Consider the following 17,247-nt stretch of genomic DNA (forward strand, 5'->3'; position numbering starts at 1 on the left):
CGATGTTTGGCTTCGACACAACTCAGGCGAAGCGCCGGCAAGGCCCGCGCGGCAAGTTCGACTTGCTGCTGCTGGTGGCCTTGATCGGCCTTGCCTGCGTGGGTGTCGTAATGGTGACGTCCAGTTCGATCGCCGTGGCCGACAGCTCCCACATGGGACAGTTCCATTTCCTGAAGAAACACCTGCTGTTTCTTTCACTCGGCATCGTGGCAGCCGGTGTTGCCATGCGCACCGAGCTGAAGGAACTGGAAAAACACGCCTTCTTCCTGATGCTGGTGGCCTTCATCATGCTGCTGGCGGTGTTCGTGCCGCACATGGGCATGAAGCTCAACGGCGCAAGGCGCTGGCTCAACCTGGTGGTGACCTCGTTCCAGCCGGTCGAGGCGGTGAAGCTGATCCTCGTGGTGTACCTGGCCAGCTACCTGGTGCGTCATCGCGAAAGCATCGAAACGCGTTTCCTGGGCTTGATCAAGCCGCTCGCGGTATCGGGTGTCATGGTGTTGCTGTTGCTGGCGCAGCCGGACTTCGGCTCCGCCACCTTGATCATTGCCGTGACCCTTGCGATGGTGTGGCTGGGCGGCGCCCGGCCGATCTTCCTGTTCCTGATGGGCCTGCCGCTGATGCCCCTGCTGGCGGTGGCGGCAACCAGCGAAAGCTATCGCATGAAGCGGCTGACGTCGTTCCTGAATCCGTGGGCGCATCCGTTCGACGACGGGTTCCAGCTCACGCAGTCGCTGATGGCGATCGGCCGCGGCGAATGGACCGGTGTGGGCCTGGGATCGAGCGTGCTGAAACTGTCGTACCTGCCCGAAGCGCATACCGACTTCATTTTCGCGGTGATCGGCGAAGAGCTGGGCTTGGCCGGCATCATCACCGTGATGAGCCTGTTCGCGCTGGCCGTCTGGCGCGGCTTGCATGTGGGCCTGAAGGGGGTGGAAATCGGCCAGCGTTTCGCCGGCTATATCGCCTTCGGCATCTCGTTGATGCTCGGCCTGCAGACCATGGTGTCGATCGGGGTGAATCTAGGCGCGCTGCCTACAAAGGGGCTGACCCTGCCGTTGATCAGCTATGGCGGTTCGTCGATCGCACTGACTTGCGCGATGGCGGGCGTGCTGTTGCGTGCGACCTTCGAGATCTATCGCGCCCTTGACGCGCGGCAGATGGCTACGCGCATGCCGGCAGCGGCGGTACCGGATGCCAACCCCAACAACGCGCGTGAGCGCGAAGCGGTGGCGGCATGAGCAAGCAGGCACCCGTACTGATCATGGCTGGTGGCACCGGCGGCCACATCTTCCCTGGCCTGGCCGTGGCCGAGACGCTGCGCGCGCAAGGCGTGCCGGTGGTGTGGCTAGGCGCGGAAGGCGGCATGGAAACCAAGGTGGTGCCGGCGCATGGCATCGAGCTGTACACCATAGGCGTGGGCGGTTTGCGCGGAAAAGGCTTGAAGACGCGTCTCAAGGCACCGTGGATGCTGCTGCGTGCGCTACTGTCGTCGTTGGTTGTGCTGCATCGTCTGAAGCCGCGCAGTGTGCTGTCGATGGGAGGCTATGTGGCCGGTCCGGGCGGTATCGCCGCGCGCCTTCTGCATCGTCCGTTGTTGGTGCACGAGCAGAATCGCGTGGCGGGCTTCACCAACCGCAAGCTGGCACAGCATGCTCGCCGCGTGATGGCCGGCTTTGCCGACGCGCTACCCAACGCGGAGTGGGTGGGCAATCCCGTGCGCGCTGCGATTGCATCGCTGCAGGCACCTCAGCAGCGTATGGCCGAACGCTCCGGCACGCCGCGTCTGCTGGTACTGGGGGGCAGCCTGGGCGCGCGCGCCCTGAATACGTCCCTGCCCCAGGCATTGGCGCAAATGCCTGCCGGGCAGCGGCCGGAAGTGCTGCATCAGTGTGGCAATCGTGGCATCGATGAAGCGCGCAAGGCCTACGCTGACGCCGGCGTGGAAGCGCGGATCGTGCCCTTCATCGAAGACATGGCGGGAACCTACGCATGGGCTGATCTGGCCGTATGCCGCGCCGGTGCGTTGACCCTGGCCGAGCTCACGGCTTGCGGGCTGGGCGCCGTGCTGGTGCCGTTTCCGCACGCGGTCGACGACCACCAGACGCGCAACGCCGAAGCGCTCGTCGCTGCAGGCGCCGCTGAATTGATCCAGGAACGTGATTTGAATACCAAAGACCTGGCGCAGCGTCTGACTGCGCTGTTGGGCGATAACAGCAAACTGCTGGCGATGGCGGAAGCTGCACGCACGTTGGCAAAGCCTGATGCCGCCGCGGATATCGCGCGCGCCTGCGTGGAGGTGACTGTATGACGCCGCGTCGCCTGCTTGCCCACGAAGACCTGATGAGCACCTTTCGCCGCGTGCACTTCATCGGCATCGGCGGTGTAGGCATGAGCGGCATTGCCGAAGTGCTGCACAACCTCGGCTATGCGGTATCCGGTTCGGACCGCAGCGAGTCGCCGACCGCGCAGCGCTTGCGTCAGCTCGGTATCGACGTTCGCATCGGTCACGCTGCTGCGCATATCGGTGATGCGGATGTCGTGGTTACGTCCAGCGCGATCAAGAGCGACAACCCGGAACTGATCGCCGCACGCGAAGCACGCATCCCGGTCATTCCGCGCGCGGAAATGCTTGGTGAGCTGATGCGCTTTCGCCGTGGCATCGCCATTGCGGGCACGCACGGCAAGACCACCACCACCAGCCTCGTCGCCAGCGTGCTGGCCGAAGCCAACTATGACCCCACCTTCGTGATCGGCGGCCAGCTCAATGCGGCCGGTGCGAACGCGCGCTTGGGCACCGGCCAGTACCTGGTGGCGGAGGCGGACGAATCGGATGGTTCGTTCCTGCTGCTATCGCCGGTGATCGCAGCGGTGACCAACATCGATGCCGATCACCTGGAGAATTACCAGGGCGACTTCGCGCTGGTACGCAAGGCGTTTTCCGATTTCCTGCATCGCCTGCCGTTCTACGGCCTGGCCGTGTTGTGCGTGGACGATCCGGAAGTGGCTGAGCTGGCCAAGCTTACGGTGCGCCGCGTGATGACCTACGGCATCGACGCCGGGCATGCCGATGTGCGCGCCGCCAATGTGCGGCAGCAGGGCTTCGAAATGCACTTCGACCTGTTGCTGCCAGGCAACCACGCGCCGATTCCGGTCACGCTGAATCTGCCGGGCCGGCACAATGTGCTCAATGCGCTGGCGGCTGCGTCGATCGGTTGGCAGCTAGGCGTGGAGGCCGATGCCATCGCCCATGCTCTGCAGCATTTCCAGGGCGTGGGCCGCCGCTTCCATCGCCGCGGCGAAATCGCCATCGATCAAGGCAAGGTGATGCTGGTCGATGATTATGGCCATCACCCGCGCGAGCTTGCCGCCGTGTTTGCGGCAGCGCGTGGCGGATGGCCGGATCGCCGCCTTGTGGTGGGCTTCCAGCCGCATCGCTACAGCCGTACGCGCGACCTGCTCGACGATTTTGCCAATGTGCTGGCGGAAGTCGACGTGCTGGTGCTGACCGAGGTCTATCCGGCCGGCGAAGCACCGATCGCGGGAGCGGACGGCCGCGCGCTGGCGCGTGCGGTACGCGCACGCGGCAAGGTCGATCCGGTACTGATCAGCCACCCGCGCGAATTGAAGGACGCCTTGCCGGCGCTGTTGCGCGACGGCGATCTGCTGCTGCTGCTTGGCGCAGGAGATATCGGCGCCGCCGCAGTGGAACTGGCGCAAGCGGGTATTTTGAGGACGAGCGAGACATGAGAAAGATCAACGATCCCGCCCAATTCGGCCGTGTCGCCGTGGTCATGGGCGGCAGCTCGGCCGAGCGCGAGGTGTCGCTCGATTCCGGCCGCAACGTGCTCGCCGCGTTGCAGGCGCGTGGTGTGGATGCGCAGGGGATCGACGGCATCCCCGCCTTGCTGGACGCATTGCGCGCCGGCCATTTCGCGCGCGTGTTCAACATCCTGCATGGCCAGCACGGCGGCGGCGAGGACGGCGTGCTGCAAGGTGCGTTGGAGTCGCTGCATGTGCCTTACACTGGTTCGGGTGTGTTGGGTTCGGCGTTGTCGATGGACAAGACGCGTTCCAAGCGCGTGTGGCAATCGCTCGGTTTACCGACACCGAAATTCGTGCCGCTGCCGCGCGGTGCGGATGTGCACGCCGCGGCGAAGCAAATCGGCTTTCCGCTGATTGTGAAGCCGTCCTGCGAAGGTTCCAGCGTCGGCGTGACGCGCGTGTTCGAAGAGCGGGACCTGGATGCCGCTGTGGCGCTGGCCGCGAAATATCCGGGCGATCTGCTGATGGAAGCGCTGATCGAAGGCGATGAACTAACCATCGGCATCCTCGGCCGCCAAGTGCTGCCGAGCATCCACATCGTGCCGAAGGGAGCTTTCTACGATTACAACGCCAAATACGTCGCCGAAGACACGCGCTATATCTGCCCTGGCCTGGAAGGCGATTCAGAGGCGTCGCTGCGCGCGCTGGCGCTGGAAGCCTTCGATGCGCTTGGATGCCACGGCTGGGGCCGCGTCGATGTGATGCGCGACACCCAGGGCCGCAACTGGTTGCTTGAGGTGAACACCGCGCCGGGCATGACTTCGCACTCGTTGGTGCCGAAGGCGGCTGCGGTGTCCGGCATCGATTACCAGGAGCTTTGCTGGCGCGTGCTGGAAACCAGTTTCAGGGAGGAGCAATGAGGGGAAGCATTCGCCTCGTCGCCTGGTGCCTGGCCATTGCGCTGGTGGTCTTGCCGGTCGTTGGCGTGTTGGGCGGCTGGTTCGCTGCCGACCGCTGGCCGGTCACCCAGCTGACGTTGCAGGCCGAGTTCAAGCATGTGAGCGCGGAGCAGATCCGCGCCGCTGTGCTGCCGCGCCTGGGCAAAGGCTTCTTTGCATTGAATCTGGATGGCGTGCAGAAGGCGGTCGCCGCGCTGCCGTGGGTGGAATCGGTGGAGGCCAGCAAGCGTTGGCCCGATACGCTGCTGCTGCGAGTGTACGAACGCCAGCCGTTCGCGCGCTGGAACACCAACCAGTTGATCAGCCGCGAAGGCAAGGTGTTCAGCGTGCCGGATGCGGCTGACTACGACCAGCTTCCCGATCTGCACGGTCCCGAAGATCACCTCGCCGAAGTGGTCAGCTTCTTTGCCGATGTGCAGAAGCCGTTCGCCGGCGCGCATCTGAAGATCATCGGCGTCACGCTTACCGAGCGCGGCAGCTGGAGCGTGAGTACCGATACCGGCGCGCAGATCGTGATCGGCGATCGCAGCCAGGCTGGCCGCCGCCTGCGCCGCTTCCTCGACGTGTATCCGCAGGTGGCTGCGGGCCGCGGACAGGGGCTTGAGTACGCCGATCTTCGTTACACCAACGGCTTTGCCGTGAAATGGCCGCAAGCGACGGCCGCCCCGACCGCCGGAGGCACGCCACGCACATGAAAGGCAAGAACGAAAAGCAACTGGTAGTCGGACTCGACATCGGCACTTCGAAAGTGGTGGCGATCGTGGGCGAGTACGAACCGGGCGAGCCGATCGAAGTGATCGGCATCGGTTCCCACGTTTCACGTGGCATGAAGCGCGGCTCGGTGGTGGACATCGAATCGACCGTCCACTCGATTCAGCGCGCGGTTGAGGAAGCCGAGCTGATGGCGGGCTGCGACATCCGCTCCGTCTACGCCTCGATTTCCGGCAGCCACCTGGAAACGCGCAATTCGCACGGCACCGCGGCGATCCGCGACCGCGAAGTGGCGCCGGGCGATCTCGATCAGGTACTGGAGGCGGCGAGCGCGGTGGCGATCCCGGCCGACCGCAAGGTCTTGTACAAGGAGTCGCAGGAGTACCGCATCGACGGCCAGGACGGCATTCGCGCGCCGGTCGGTATGAGCGGCGTGCGGCTGGAAGCTTCCGTGCACCTGGTGACGGGCGCTGCGGCGGCGGTGCAGAACATCAGCAAGTGCATCCAGCGCTGCGGCCTGTCGGTCGATGAGCTGGTGCCCTCGGCGGTAGCCAGCGCGAAGTCGGTGCTTACCGACGACGAACGCGAGCTGGGCGTCTGCCTGGTCGACATCGGCGCAGGCACGACGGATATCGCCATCTACACGCAGGGCGCGATCCGCTATACCAAGTCGCTGCCGGTGGGCGGCGATCAGGTCACCAACGACATCGCCTACGGCGTGCATACGCCGACCGCGCACGCCGAGGAAATCAAGATCAAGTACGCCTGCGCGCTGGCACAGCTTGCGCATGCGGAAGAAACCATCCAGGTGCCGAGCGTGGGCGATCGTCCGCCGCGCCGGCTGGCGCGCCAGTCGCTCGCACAGAGCGTGCAGGCGCGTTACGAGGAAATCTTCGAGATGGTGCAGGACGAGCTGCGCCGTTCCGGCTACGACAGCCTGGTTGCTGCGGGCGTCGTGCTCACGGGTGGTGCTTCGCGGATGGAGGGCGCGCTGGAACTGGCCGAGGAGATCTTCCACAAGATGGTGCGCATCGGCGTGCCTCAGCACGTGATGGGACTGGGCGAGGTGATCGCCAATCCGCTGCATTCCACCGGCGTGGGCCTGCTATTGCACGGCGCGCGCTCCGGTGGCATGCGAGGCAACGGCCCGGCCGGTGGCAGTGTCGGCGGCCTGGTCGACAAGCTGCGGACCTGGATCACGAAGAATTTCTAGAAGCGAAAGGGTTAGGCCGCGCAGGACAGCGCAGCCCGGGCGAATGGAGGTTCGCCCATCACCACGGGAAGACAGGAGTCGTACCGCGGTTACAACGACAACGAAGCACTACGGAGGACGGGAAATGTTTGAACTGGTCGAAAAACTGGCACCGAATGCGGTGATCAAGGTCATTGGCGTGGGCGGCGGCGGCGGCAACGCGGTCGCGCACATGCTCAACTCCAACATCGAAGGCGTCGATTTCGTGGTGTGTAACACCGACGCACAGGCTATGAAGGGCTGCGGCGGGCGCATGCACCTGCAACTGGGCGCCAACGTCACCAAGGGCCTGGGCGCCGGCGCCAATCCGGAAGTGGGCCGCCAGGCCGCGCTGGAAGATCGCGAGCGTATCGAAGAAATGCTCGAAGGCGCGGACATGGTGTTCATTACCGCCGGCATGGGCGGCGGCACGGGCACCGGTGCGGCTCCGGTCGTTGCCCAGCTGGCGAAAGAGAAAGGCATTCTGACAGTGGCGGTGGTTACGAAGCCGTTTCCGTTCGAAGGCCGCCGTCGCCTGCAGGTCGCTTTGAAGGGTATCGAAGACCTGTCGCAGCACGTCGATTCGCTGATTACCGTGCCGAACGAGAAACTGCTATCGGTGCTGGGCCGCGAAGTGACCCTGCTCAACGCGTTCAAGGCGGCCAATGACGTGCTGCTGGGCGCAGTGCAGGGTATTGCCGATCTGATCACCGCCCCGGGCCTGATCAACGTCGACTTTGCCGACGTGCGGACAGTCATGAGCGAGATGGGCCTGTCGATGATGGGCTCGGGTACCGCCCGCGGCGATGACCGTGCTCAGGCGGCAGCGGAAGCGGCGATCAACAACCCGCTGCTGGAAGACGTCAACCTGAACGGCGCTTGCGGCATCCTGGTGAACGTCACCGCCGGTCCGAACCTCACCATGCGCGAGTTCGACGAAATCGGCCGCATCATTCACGACTTCGCCAGCGAAGACGCCACGGTGGTCATCGGCACCTCGCTGGATCCGGAAATGCAGGACGATGTGCGCGTAACGGTGGTGGCCACTGGCCTCAATCGAGCCGCCGCCCGCCAGCCGCTCCGCCAGGCCGCGACCCAGCAGGTGGAAATGCGCCAGCGTCCCCGTCCCATGGTGCTACGCACCGGCACCGGCAACGAAGTGGTGGATTACGCGCACCCAGAGGTGGCGGCAAGCAATCCGCGCGGCAGCGAGGGCCTGGCCAAGAGCGCCGATCCCAGTTTCGACTACCTGGACATTCCCGCCTTCTTGCGCCGTCAGGCCGACTGAAGGGCGCCCTGAGGCGGTAGGAGTGAAAAAATAATGTAAGAGAGCTTGCACCGCATGAACTAACGCCGCATTAACTTGTCACTGTTCCTTGTGCCGGGCGAGGAGGGTATCCTCTTCAGTCCGCTGCCTGATTGCCGCCGGGGTACCGGCAGCGATGTAGGGGGGACATCCACTGATGTCGGCTGGCGTCGCGTTTGTGCGTTGGATGCGATAGGCAGTGCGAGCTTAAGGATGGCGCACGATTGGCTGCGTGGACTCGGATTCCATGCCGCCGATCCGGAATCCCGTTGCCGGATCTTTCCCGTCCCCGGCGCGGGGTTTTGTGTCGAATCGCAAGTGCTTGTTTTACCTATAGTGCTTGCAGCATCGGAATGCGAATGACTCGCATTATTTGATGAAAGGAAAATGAAGGATTGACCGTTCGATACGGTACGGTTTGTTTTTCCGCAGGTTAAGACTGTGTTAGCATCCGAGCTCAAATTGGCTGCTGCCCCTATAGGTACCCAATAAATGATTAAGCAGCGTACGTTGAAGAACATCATCCGTGCCACCGGCGTCGGGCTGCATACCGGCGACAAGGTCTACATGACGTTGCGTCCGGCGGCGCCGAACACGGGCATCATCTTCCGCCGCACGGATCTCAATCCCCCGGTGGAGATCCACGCGCGCCCCGATCACGTGGGTGATACGCGTTTGTCCACCACGCTGGCCAACGGTGACGTGCGTGTTTCGACTGTGGAACACTTGCTATCGGCCATGGCGGGTCTGGGCATCGACAACGCGTATGTCGACCTGTCTGCGCCGGAGGTGCCGATCATGGACGGCAGCGCCGGTCCGTTTGTCTTCCTGCTGCAATCGGCGGGCATCGAGGAACAATCCGCGCCAAAGCGCTTCATCCGCATCAAAAAGCCGGTGAAGGTGCAGGAAGGCGATAAGTGGGCCAGTTTCGAGCCGTTTGAAGGTTTCAAGGTGGGCTTCTCGATCGAATTCAATCACCCGATCATTTCCAAGCGCACCTCCCGCGCGGAGATCGATTTCTCCACTACGTCGTTCGTCAAGGAAGTGAGCCGCGCACGCACTTTCGGTTTCATGCGCGACATCGAGATGCTGCGCGAACACAATCTTGCGCTCGGCGGTTCGATGGACAACGCCGTAGTGCTCGACGACTACCGTGTGCTCAATGAGGATGGTCTTCGCTACGAAGACGAATTCGTCAAGCACAAGATCCTCGATGCGATCGGTGATCTGTACCTGCTCGGCCACAGCCTGATCGGCGCTTACTACGCGCACAAGTCTGGTCACGAGTTGAACAACAAGTTGCTGCGCGCGCTGATGGCCGATGCCACGGCATGGGAAGAAGTCAGCTACCAGGATGATCCGGCCACCGCCCCGATCTCCTACGCGCACCCAGCCCAGGCGATCTGAGCCCAAGGGCCCAGGGAAGGCCGTCCCACCTAGCCGAGACCGGGCTCTTTGGGCTCGGTCTTTTCATTTTCGCGGACTCCATCACACTTTCCTCGTCCCAGGGTTCACGCTCCGGCCACGGGCCATAGCGACCTGGAAGGGCGAAGCCGTGGTATAAAACCGCCTCCCACATCGGGGCCGGCGGCCGTATGCCTGCTGGAACCCCGGCGTCCGCAGCTCAGGGCGTGACGGAGGAACTGGAATCAGTGGTTTCGGCGATGGACGCCAACGCCAGGAACATGGCCCGTAATTCGGGGTCGTGGATGGAACCCGCGGCGACCTTCAGATGAAGTGCTGCGGCGGGCGAAAGCGGTTTTGATTGCTCCGGCTGGGGGTCAGGCGGAGGAAGGGGGGCCACTTTCACGGTAACTGAGCTGGCATTCGCGCCAATGGCGCGTGCGGCAGCGAGGATTTGCGTCTGTTGCAGGCGCAACCGCGAGGCCCAGGCCGGCGAGGACGCCAGAAAAACAAGACGATCGTCGCGCAGATTTGCGAATCTGACCTGTTCGCGCAGGGGCGACGGCAACGTTTGACGCAATGCGCGGTCCAAAGCTTCCAGCTTGCCAGCCTTTCTGGCCAGCGCTGCGACTGGGCCGACCTCGGTGATGGGTTGCGGCCCATGGCCTGATCGATGGGAAGCGGGCACGTCGCGTTGCATCAGTGGTTAAAAATTTCAAACCGGAAACGACATGCAGATCATACTCGTCTCACGCGCAGGGAAGGTGCCCAAAACTTTGGATCTCACCAACTCGCGTCTGCGCTGGCGGGTATGTGCAATGGGGGCCGCGATCGTGCTGGCCCTGGCGAGCATCGGCGCCGGCGTGGCGTTGGCGGTGGCCAGTCCCCGCAATCGGGCGCTGGCCGAGATCGACACGCTGCACCGGCAAGTGAAGATGCAGGACCGGCAGCTTGGTGAATTGCGCGAAGATGCGCACCGCCAGCTCGATGCCTTGGCCATCAAGCTCGGCCAGCTGCAGGCGCAGGCAACCCGCATCAATGCCCTGGGCGAGCGCCTGGTGGCGGTGGGCAAACTCGATGGCAACGAATTCAACTTCGACCAGCCGCCGCCGGTCGGCGGCGTGGAAGTCACCGACGGCAGCAGCGCCTATGCGCTGCCGCAGACGCTGGACGTCGGCATCGACCAGCTGGCCACCCAGTTCGAAACTCAGCAGGCACAATTGAGCGCAATGCAGAGCCTGCTGCTGAATGCACGCATCGACTCGAACCTCAAGCCCACCGGCATGCCGGCGGAGGGCTATATCTCGTCCTACTTCGGGGTCCGCGCCGATCCTTTTGACGGGCTCGCCGCCCGCCACACTGGTCTGGATATCGCCGTGCCCTATGGCAGCCCGGTCCATACGGTGGCCGAGGGCATGGTGACCTATGCCGGTGTGCGTAACGGCTACGGCAATGTGGTTGAAATCGACCACGGCAACGGTTACATGACCCGCTATGCGCACAACAGCAAGCTGCTGGTGCATCCCGGCCAGCACGTGCGGGTGGGGGACGAGATTGCCGCGGCCGGTTCCAGCGGCCGCTCAACCGGCTCGCACGTGCACTTCGAGGTCTGGTACGGCGGTCGCGTGCTCAATCCGCTGGCGTACGTCAAGAATCATCGCTGAGCAGACCCTGGCAGCACCCTTGAAAGCGGGGTGCCGTACCGCCACCCCTGGGCGTAGTCACGTGGTGATTTCCCGCGTTTGGGATAGCCGGCGGACCCTAGTATCATCAAGCCTTTGCCCGCCTGGATTGGCCCCGGCGTGCCCCCTCAGTTTCCAGATCCGGAAGATCGATGCTTAACCGTGCCCTGACGAGCCTCTTTGGCAGCCGTAACGATCGAGTACTGCGCCAGCTGTCCAAAACCGTCGCGCGCATCAACGCGCTAGAGCCTGAGTTCGAGAAACTCAGCGACGAGGCCTTGCGCGGCAAGACCGACGAGTTCAAGCAGCGTCTGGCCAACGGCGAGCCGTTGGACAAGCTGCTGCCGGAAGCCTTCGCGGTGGTGCGCGAAGGCGCCAAGCGTGTGCTCGGCATGCGCCATTACGACGTGCAGCTGATCGGCGGCATGGTGCTGCACATGGGCAAGATCGCCGAGATGCGCACCGGCGAAGGCAAAACCCTGGTCGCCACTGCGCCGGTCTACCTGAACGCCCTGGAAGGCAAGGGCACGCATGTGGTCACCGTCAACGACTACCTGGCCAAGCGCGACGCCGCCCAGATGGGCAAGCTGTATAACTTCCTCGGCATGAGCGTGGGCGTGGTGTATCCGGGCATGGATAACGCCGACAAGCATTCTGCCTACGCGGCGGACATCACCTACGGCACCAACAACGAATTCGGCTTCGACTATCTGCGCGACAACATGGCGCTGTCCAGGGAGCAGCGCGTGCAGCGCGGCCTGCACTACGCCATCGTCGACGAGGTGGACTCGATCCTGATCGATGAAGCGCGCACGCCGCTGATCATCTCCGGCCCGGCCGAGGATTCGCCGCAGCTGTACATTGCGGTGAACAAGATCGTGCCGCGCATGACGCGTCAGGAGCTGGAGGACGGCCCGGGCGACTATTGGGTTGATGAGAAGCAGAAGCAGGTCCACCTTTCCGAAGAAGGCATGCAGCACGCGGAAGAGCTGCTGCAACAGGCGAAGGTCATCGACCCGGAAGGCAGCCTGTACGATGCGCGCAACCTCGCGGTGGTGCATCACCTCAACGCCGCGCTGCGCGCAAACGCCATTTATCAGCGTGACGTCGACTACATCGTGCGCGATGGTGAGGTCATCATCGTCGACGAATTCACCGGCCGCACGTTGCCGGGCCGTCGCTGGTCCGATGGCTTGCACCAAGCGGTGGAAGCGAAGGAAGGCGTGCCGATCCAGCGCGAAAACCAGACGCTGGCCACGGTGACCTTCCAGAATCTGTTCCGCATGTACAAGAAGCTGGCCGGCATGACCGGTACGGCCGACACCGAAGCCTACGAGTTCCAGACCATCTATGGTCTGGAAGTAGTGGTGATTCCCACCCACAAGCCGATGATCCGCCGGGACAACGCGGACATGGTGTTCCTCGGCCAGGATGTGAAGTACAAGGCGGTGATCGAGGACATTCGCGATTGTCACCGCCGCGGCCAGCCGGTGCTGGTCGGCACGGCTTCGATCGACGTATCGGAGCTCCTGTCCAACCTGCTGCGCAAGGAAAAGATCCCGCACGAAGTGCTCAACGCCAAGCAGCACGAGCGCGAGGCGCACATCGTGGCGCAGGCTGGTATGCCTGGTGCCGTCACTATCGCCACCAACATGGCCGGCCGTGGCACGGACATCGTGTTGGGCGGCAGCCTGGAGGCAGAGTTGCATGCGCTTGGCGCAGAGGCCAGCGACGTCGAACGCGCACGCGTGAAGGCGCAGTGGCTCAAGCGCCATGAACAAGTGATTGCCGCCGGCGGCCTGCACATCGTCGGTACCGAGCGCCATGAATCCCGCCGCATCGACAACCAGCTGCGTGGTCGTTCCGGCCGCCAGGGCGACCCGGGATCTTCGCGCTTCTACCTGTCGCTACAGGATAATCTGCTGCGCATCTTCGGCGGTGAAGGCCTGGTGCGCTGGATGAAGCGCTTCGGCATGAAGGAAGACGAGGCGCTGGAAGATCGCATGATCAGCCGGCAGATCGAGAAGGCGCAACGCAAAGTCGAGCAGCACAACTTCGACATTCGCAAGAATCTGCTCGAATACGATGACGTCGCCAACGACCAGCGCAAGGTGATCTATCGCCAGCGCGACGAGCTGTTGGAAGAAGCGGAGGTCTCCGCGACCATCGCCGACATTCGCGACGACGTGGTCAACGAACTGGTGCGCCGCCACGTGCCGGCCGAAAGCATCGACGAGCAATGGGACATTGCCGGACTTCAGCGCGAGCTTGAAAGCGAATTCGGCGTTTCCGCCCAGCTCAAGGCGTGGTTGGAACAGCAGTCGGAAGCCGATGCCAACGCCGTGCTGGGGCATGTGCGCGAACTGGTCAACGGGATGTTCCAGGCCAAGGAACAGCAGGTGGGTGCGGAAACCATGCGCCAGCTGGAAAAGCACATCATGCTGAGCGTGCTCGACAACGCCTGGAAGGAACACCTTTCCAGCATGGATTACATGCGCCAGGGCATCTACCTGCGCGGTTACGCGCAGCAGGATCCCAAGCAGGCGTTCAAGCGCGAATCCTTCGAGCTGTTCTCGCAGATGCTGGCGCGCATCAAGACCGAGGTGACACAGATGCTCGCGCGCATCCGCATCCGCAGCGAGGAAGAAGTCGCCGCGATGGAAGCCGAGCAACAGCGCCTGGCCGAGCGCATGGCGCGCCAGATGCAGGCCTCCGGCGGTGGTGCCCCGGTCGGCGGCGCGCTCGGGTTGGATGCGGCGGCGGAGGCTGCGGCCACCGTGGAGCCGTCGGCGGCAGGTCCAAAAGTGGGCCGCAACGACCCGTGTCCATGCGGGTCGGGCAAGAAGTACAAGCACTGCCACGGGCAGTTGAACTGATCTCATGCTCTTCGTCCTGGCTAACGCCAGGACGTAAGCGGCTATCCATCACCGTAGGCTGGGATGAAATCCCAGCTTTCGTGCAGCCGGCAATGCTGGGATTTCATTCCAGCCTGCATTAGTCCTCGCCAGGCATCCGCTTGCGATGCGGCTCGGCATCCACCGTGATGTATTGCGGTTCCTCACCATCCAGGCGCAGCGCGGTGAGCTTGCCGCCCCATACGCAGCCGGTATCGATACCGTACACGTCCATGCCGGCGAAGCGGCCGAGTGCCGACCAGTGCCCGCATACGATGCGGGTGTCGCGCTTGCGCATGCCGGGCACCTCGAACCAGGGGTACATGCCGGGTTTTTGCGTGCCGGGTGCCCCTTTGCTTTCGAAGTCGATGCGGCCATTGACGTCGCAGTAGCGCATGCGGGTCAGGGTATTGATCGAAGCACGCATACGCTCGATGCCCTGCAGGCGGCTGCTCCATGCCGCCGGCCGGTTGCCGAAGAGATTCTTCAGCAGACGCGTATGCCGCGGGCTGGCCAGCTCGCGTTCCACTTCCACCGCGCAACGCTGTGCCTGTTTCAGCGTCCAGCTCGGCGCCAGGCCTGCGTGCACCATCGCCCAGCCGATGGTTTCATCCAGATGCAGCAGCTTCTGGGTGCGCAGCCAGTCGAGCAGCATCGGCGCATCCTCGGCAAACAGCACTTCGCGCAGCTCCGGATTCACACGCGCCTGCGCGTCCTGCTTGCGCTGTGCGATCGCCAGCAGGCTGAGATCGTGGTTGCCGAGCGTCACTATCACGTTGTCGCGCAACGAGTGCACCAGGCGCAGCGTGTCCAGCGACTGTCCGCCGCGATTGACCAGATCGCCACAGAGCCACAGCCGGTCCGCCGCCGGGTCGAAGCGCAGTTTCTCCAGCAAGCGCTGCAGTTCCGGATAGCAGCCCTGGATGTCGCCGATTGCATAGATGGCCATCAGCAAGTCGCCTTTGGGGTCTGCCGTGCGCGTGTCATGAACGAAGCCTCGATCAGTGCAGCGTGCGGGGAATGGATAGCGTGAAGATCGGAATCGGCGCTTCGAAGCGCGTACCGTCGTCGGCCATCATCTGATAGCTGCCTTGCATCGTTCCGACCGCGGTTTCCAGTACCGCGCCGGAGGTGTATTCGAAATCGTCGCCCGGACGCATCCATGGCTGCTCGCCTACCACGCCCTCGCCGAACACCTCTTCGACTTTGCCGTTGGCATCCGTGATCACCCAGTGGCGGGTCAGTAGCCGCGCGGATACGAAGCCTGCATTGTGCAGCCTGATCGTGTAGGCAAAGACGTAGCGGTTTTCATTGGGGGCGGACTGGTCAGGGACAAAACGGGTTTGCACCTGCACGTCGATCGTGTAGGGAGACTTGTCTTTCATGAGGCGCATTGTAGCGGGACTCGCGACGCCACGTAGGTCGGGGTGCAAACCCCAACATCACCCTGCGCACATTATTCCGATGTTGGGTTTGCACTCCAACCTACGGGGTATCCCGCAACTTGGCCAACGCCACGAAATCCATCGGCGCCAAGACCTCCGCCCGCGCCTTCGGATCGATCCCGGCTGCCCGGATGGTCTGGGCATCCATCAATTGCCGCAACGCATTGGAGAGTGTTTTGCGGCGCTGAGCAAAGGCTGCCTTCACGATCGCATATAGACGCGCTGGGTCGGCGTCATGGCGTGCCTCGGGCGGAAGCGGCGCCAGCCGCACGACCGACGAATCCACCTTCGGCGGCGGCCGGAACGCGCCGGGAGGTACGTCGAACAGAGGCTCCACTCGGCAGGCCAGCTGCAACATCACGGATAGCCGTCCATACACCTTGCTGCCGGGCGCCGCCGCCATGCGATCGACCACTTCCTTCTGCAGCATGAAATGCATGTCGGTGATCGACGCCGCATGATCGATGCAATGAAACAGGATGGGGCTGGAAATGTAATAGGGTAGATTGCCGGCGATGCGCAGACGCTCCACCCCCGCCTGTCGCGCCATTGCGGTGAAATCCACCTTCAGAACGTCGGCATGCACGATCGACAGCTCGCCAACGCCGTTTGCCTGTTCGCGCAGCCGCGGGATCAGGTCGGTATCCAGCTCGATCGCAGTGAGCTTGCCGGCGGCGCGCAGCAACGGAAACGTCAGCGCACCTTCGCCAGGACCGATTTCGACCATGAAATCATCCTGGCGTGGCGAGATGGCGGCAACAATGCGCTCTATGTAGCGCCGTTCGTGCAGGAAGTGCTGGCCAAAACTCTTTTTGGGGCGGGCAGAGGTATTCATCATTTTTTGCTGCGGGCGGCCAGATCCAGTGCCATGTGCGCCGCTGCGATCAAGCTGGATGGATCCGCCTTTCCAGTGCCGGCAAGGTCGAGCGCGGTGCCGTGATCGACGGACGTGCGAATGAAGGGCAGGCCGAGCGTGATGTTCACCGTACGGTCGAACGCTTCGCTCTTGAGCACCGGCAAGGCCTGATCGTGATACATCGCCAACACGGCGTCATACCGGTGGCGCTGCGCGGGAACAAACGCGGTATCGGCCGGCAAGGGGCCCAGCAGCTGCATGCCTTCCTGGCGCAGCCTGTTCATCAGCGGAATGATCGTGTCGATCTCCTCGCGCCCGATATGTCCGCTTTCGCCGGCATGCGGATTGAGGCCGAGCACGGCGATGCGTGGTTCGCTGAAGCCGAATTTCGCGCGCAGCTCGTTGTGCACGATGCGCAACGTGCGCTCGAGCGACGCGGCTTCGATGGCGGCGGAAACTGCACGCAGCGGCAAATGGGTAGTGGCCAAGGCCACGCGCAGTTGGGGGCTGGCCAGCATCATCACGACGTCGGCGTGACTGTGCTCGGCGAAAAACTCGGTATGGCCGCTGAAACGAATGCCGGCGTCGTTGATCGAGGATTTCTGCAGGGGGGCCGTAACGACTGCAGCGTAGCGGCCACTCCGGCATCCATCCGCGGCCTCGGTCAGCGTGGCCAGCACGTGCCGGGCGTTGCGCGGATCGGGATGGCCAGGGAGTTCGGGTTCGAGTAGCGGAATATGCCTTACGCGCAGCGTGCCGGGCGGGCGCAGTTCGGGGCTTTCACCGTCATCGTCCAGCAAGCGGATGGCGACGCCACAGCGTTTCGCCGCGCGTTCAAGCAAGCCTCGATCGGTCAGCGCAATGAAATTGGCCGCCAGCGGGGTGGCGGCCAATCGGACCAGCAGCTCGGGACCGACACCGGCCGGCTCGCCGGCAGTCAGGGCGAGCCGCGGCAGCGCAAGACTGTTCACCGCTTAGCCGTACTGCGTCGCCA

At 63.6% G+C, this 17,247-nt stretch carries 15 protein-coding genes; 10 read left to right on the forward strand and 5 right to left on the reverse strand.

What is annotated here, in order from left to right:
- Window positions 1-2 precede the first annotated feature (2 nt).
- The 8 genes from ftsW (at window position 3) to lpxC (ending at window position 9,379) form a co-directional block, all read left to right on the forward strand.
- Window positions 3-1,241, forward strand: coding sequence for a putative lipid II flippase FtsW (gene ftsW, locus EKH80_RS07990; RefSeq protein ID WP_126684219.1), 1,239 nt, complete (start codon window positions 3-5; stop codon window positions 1,239-1,241).
- A complete protein-coding gene (gene murG / locus EKH80_RS07995) occupies window positions 1,238-2,311 on the forward strand; it encodes an undecaprenyldiphospho-muramoylpentapeptide beta-N-acetylglucosaminyltransferase (protein WP_126684220.1) in 1,074 nt (357 codons plus the stop codon). The genes ftsW and murG overlap by 4 nt, the downstream gene beginning before the upstream one ends.
- Complete coding sequence (gene murC, locus EKH80_RS08000; RefSeq protein WP_126684221.1) at window positions 2,308-3,750, forward strand: UDP-N-acetylmuramate--L-alanine ligase; 1,443 nt, start codon at window positions 2,308-2,310, stop codon at window positions 3,748-3,750. Before murG ends, murC begins: the two co-directional genes overlap by 4 nt.
- Entirely contained in the window at window positions 3,747-4,685 is a 939-nt protein-coding gene (locus EKH80_RS08005; protein ID WP_126684222.1) for a D-alanine--D-alanine ligase, read from the forward strand. Before murC ends, EKH80_RS08005 begins: the two co-directional genes overlap by 4 nt.
- The gene (locus tag EKH80_RS08010) at window positions 4,682-5,419 is read left to right on the forward strand and encodes a cell division protein FtsQ/DivIB (RefSeq protein ID WP_126684223.1); all 738 of its coding nucleotides are present in this window, start codon (window positions 4,682-4,684) and stop codon (window positions 5,417-5,419) included. Before EKH80_RS08005 ends, EKH80_RS08010 begins: the two co-directional genes overlap by 4 nt.
- Entirely contained in the window at window positions 5,416-6,648 is a 1,233-nt protein-coding gene (gene ftsA / locus EKH80_RS08015) for a cell division protein FtsA (RefSeq protein WP_126684224.1), read from the forward strand. The genes EKH80_RS08010 and ftsA overlap by 4 nt, the downstream gene beginning before the upstream one ends.
- A gap of 124 nt (window positions 6,649-6,772) precedes the next feature.
- Window positions 6,773-7,954: a cell division protein FtsZ gene (gene ftsZ, locus EKH80_RS08020; RefSeq protein WP_126684225.1), complete on the forward strand. Its 1,182-nt coding sequence runs from the start codon at window positions 6,773-6,775 to the stop codon at window positions 7,952-7,954.
- A gap of 510 nt (window positions 7,955-8,464) precedes the next feature.
- Window positions 8,465-9,379 (forward strand): UDP-3-O-acyl-N-acetylglucosamine deacetylase, encoded by a 915-nt coding sequence (gene lpxC / locus EKH80_RS08025; protein ID WP_126684226.1) that lies wholly within the window; start codon window positions 8,465-8,467, stop codon window positions 9,377-9,379.
- A gap of 217 nt (window positions 9,380-9,596) precedes the next feature.
- Here the strand turns inward: lpxC and EKH80_RS08030 are convergent, their stop codons facing one another.
- Entirely contained in the window at window positions 9,597-10,076 is a 480-nt protein-coding gene (locus EKH80_RS08030) for a DciA family protein (protein WP_126684227.1), read from the reverse strand.
- Window positions 10,077-10,107: 31 nt separating this feature from the next.
- Here EKH80_RS08030 and EKH80_RS08035 point away from each other — a divergent pair, with 31 nt between their 5' ends.
- Together EKH80_RS08035 and secA are read left to right on the forward strand one after the other, a co-directional pair.
- On the forward strand, window positions 10,108-11,040 hold the full coding sequence (locus EKH80_RS08035; protein ID WP_126684228.1) for a M23 family metallopeptidase: 933 nt from the start codon (window positions 10,108-10,110) through the stop codon (window positions 11,038-11,040).
- A 170-nt stretch (window positions 11,041-11,210) separates the two neighbouring features.
- Window positions 11,211-13,934, forward strand: coding sequence for a preprotein translocase subunit SecA (gene secA, locus EKH80_RS08040; RefSeq protein WP_126684229.1), 2,724 nt, complete (start codon window positions 11,211-11,213; stop codon window positions 13,932-13,934).
- A 118-nt stretch (window positions 13,935-14,052) separates the two neighbouring features.
- Here the strand turns inward: secA and EKH80_RS08045 are convergent, their stop codons facing one another.
- The 4 genes from EKH80_RS08045 to pdxA all read right to left on the reverse strand — a co-directional run bounded on the left by EKH80_RS08045 (window position 14,053) and on the right by pdxA (window position 17,224).
- Entirely contained in the window at window positions 14,053-14,901 is an 849-nt protein-coding gene (locus tag EKH80_RS08045; protein ID WP_126684230.1) for a symmetrical bis(5'-nucleosyl)-tetraphosphatase, read from the reverse strand.
- A gap of 52 nt (window positions 14,902-14,953) precedes the next feature.
- A complete protein-coding gene (gene apaG / locus EKH80_RS08050) occupies window positions 14,954-15,337 on the reverse strand; it encodes a Co2+/Mg2+ efflux protein ApaG (protein ID WP_126684231.1) in 384 nt (127 codons plus the stop codon).
- A 100-nt stretch (window positions 15,338-15,437) separates the two neighbouring features.
- Complete coding sequence (gene rsmA, locus EKH80_RS08055; protein WP_126684232.1) at window positions 15,438-16,232, reverse strand: 16S rRNA (adenine(1518)-N(6)/adenine(1519)-N(6))-dimethyltransferase RsmA; 795 nt, start codon at window positions 16,230-16,232, stop codon at window positions 15,438-15,440.
- Window positions 16,232-17,224, reverse strand: a complete 993-nt coding sequence (gene pdxA, locus EKH80_RS08060) for a 4-hydroxythreonine-4-phosphate dehydrogenase PdxA (protein ID WP_126684233.1) — start codon at window positions 17,222-17,224, stop codon at window positions 16,232-16,234. The genes rsmA and pdxA overlap by 1 nt, the downstream gene beginning before the upstream one ends.
- Window positions 17,225-17,247 lie beyond the last annotated feature (23 nt).

It is taken from the genome of Dyella choica (assembly GCF_003977665.1).
GTDB lineage: Bacteria > Pseudomonadota > Gammaproteobacteria > Xanthomonadales > Rhodanobacteraceae > Dyella_B > Dyella_B choica.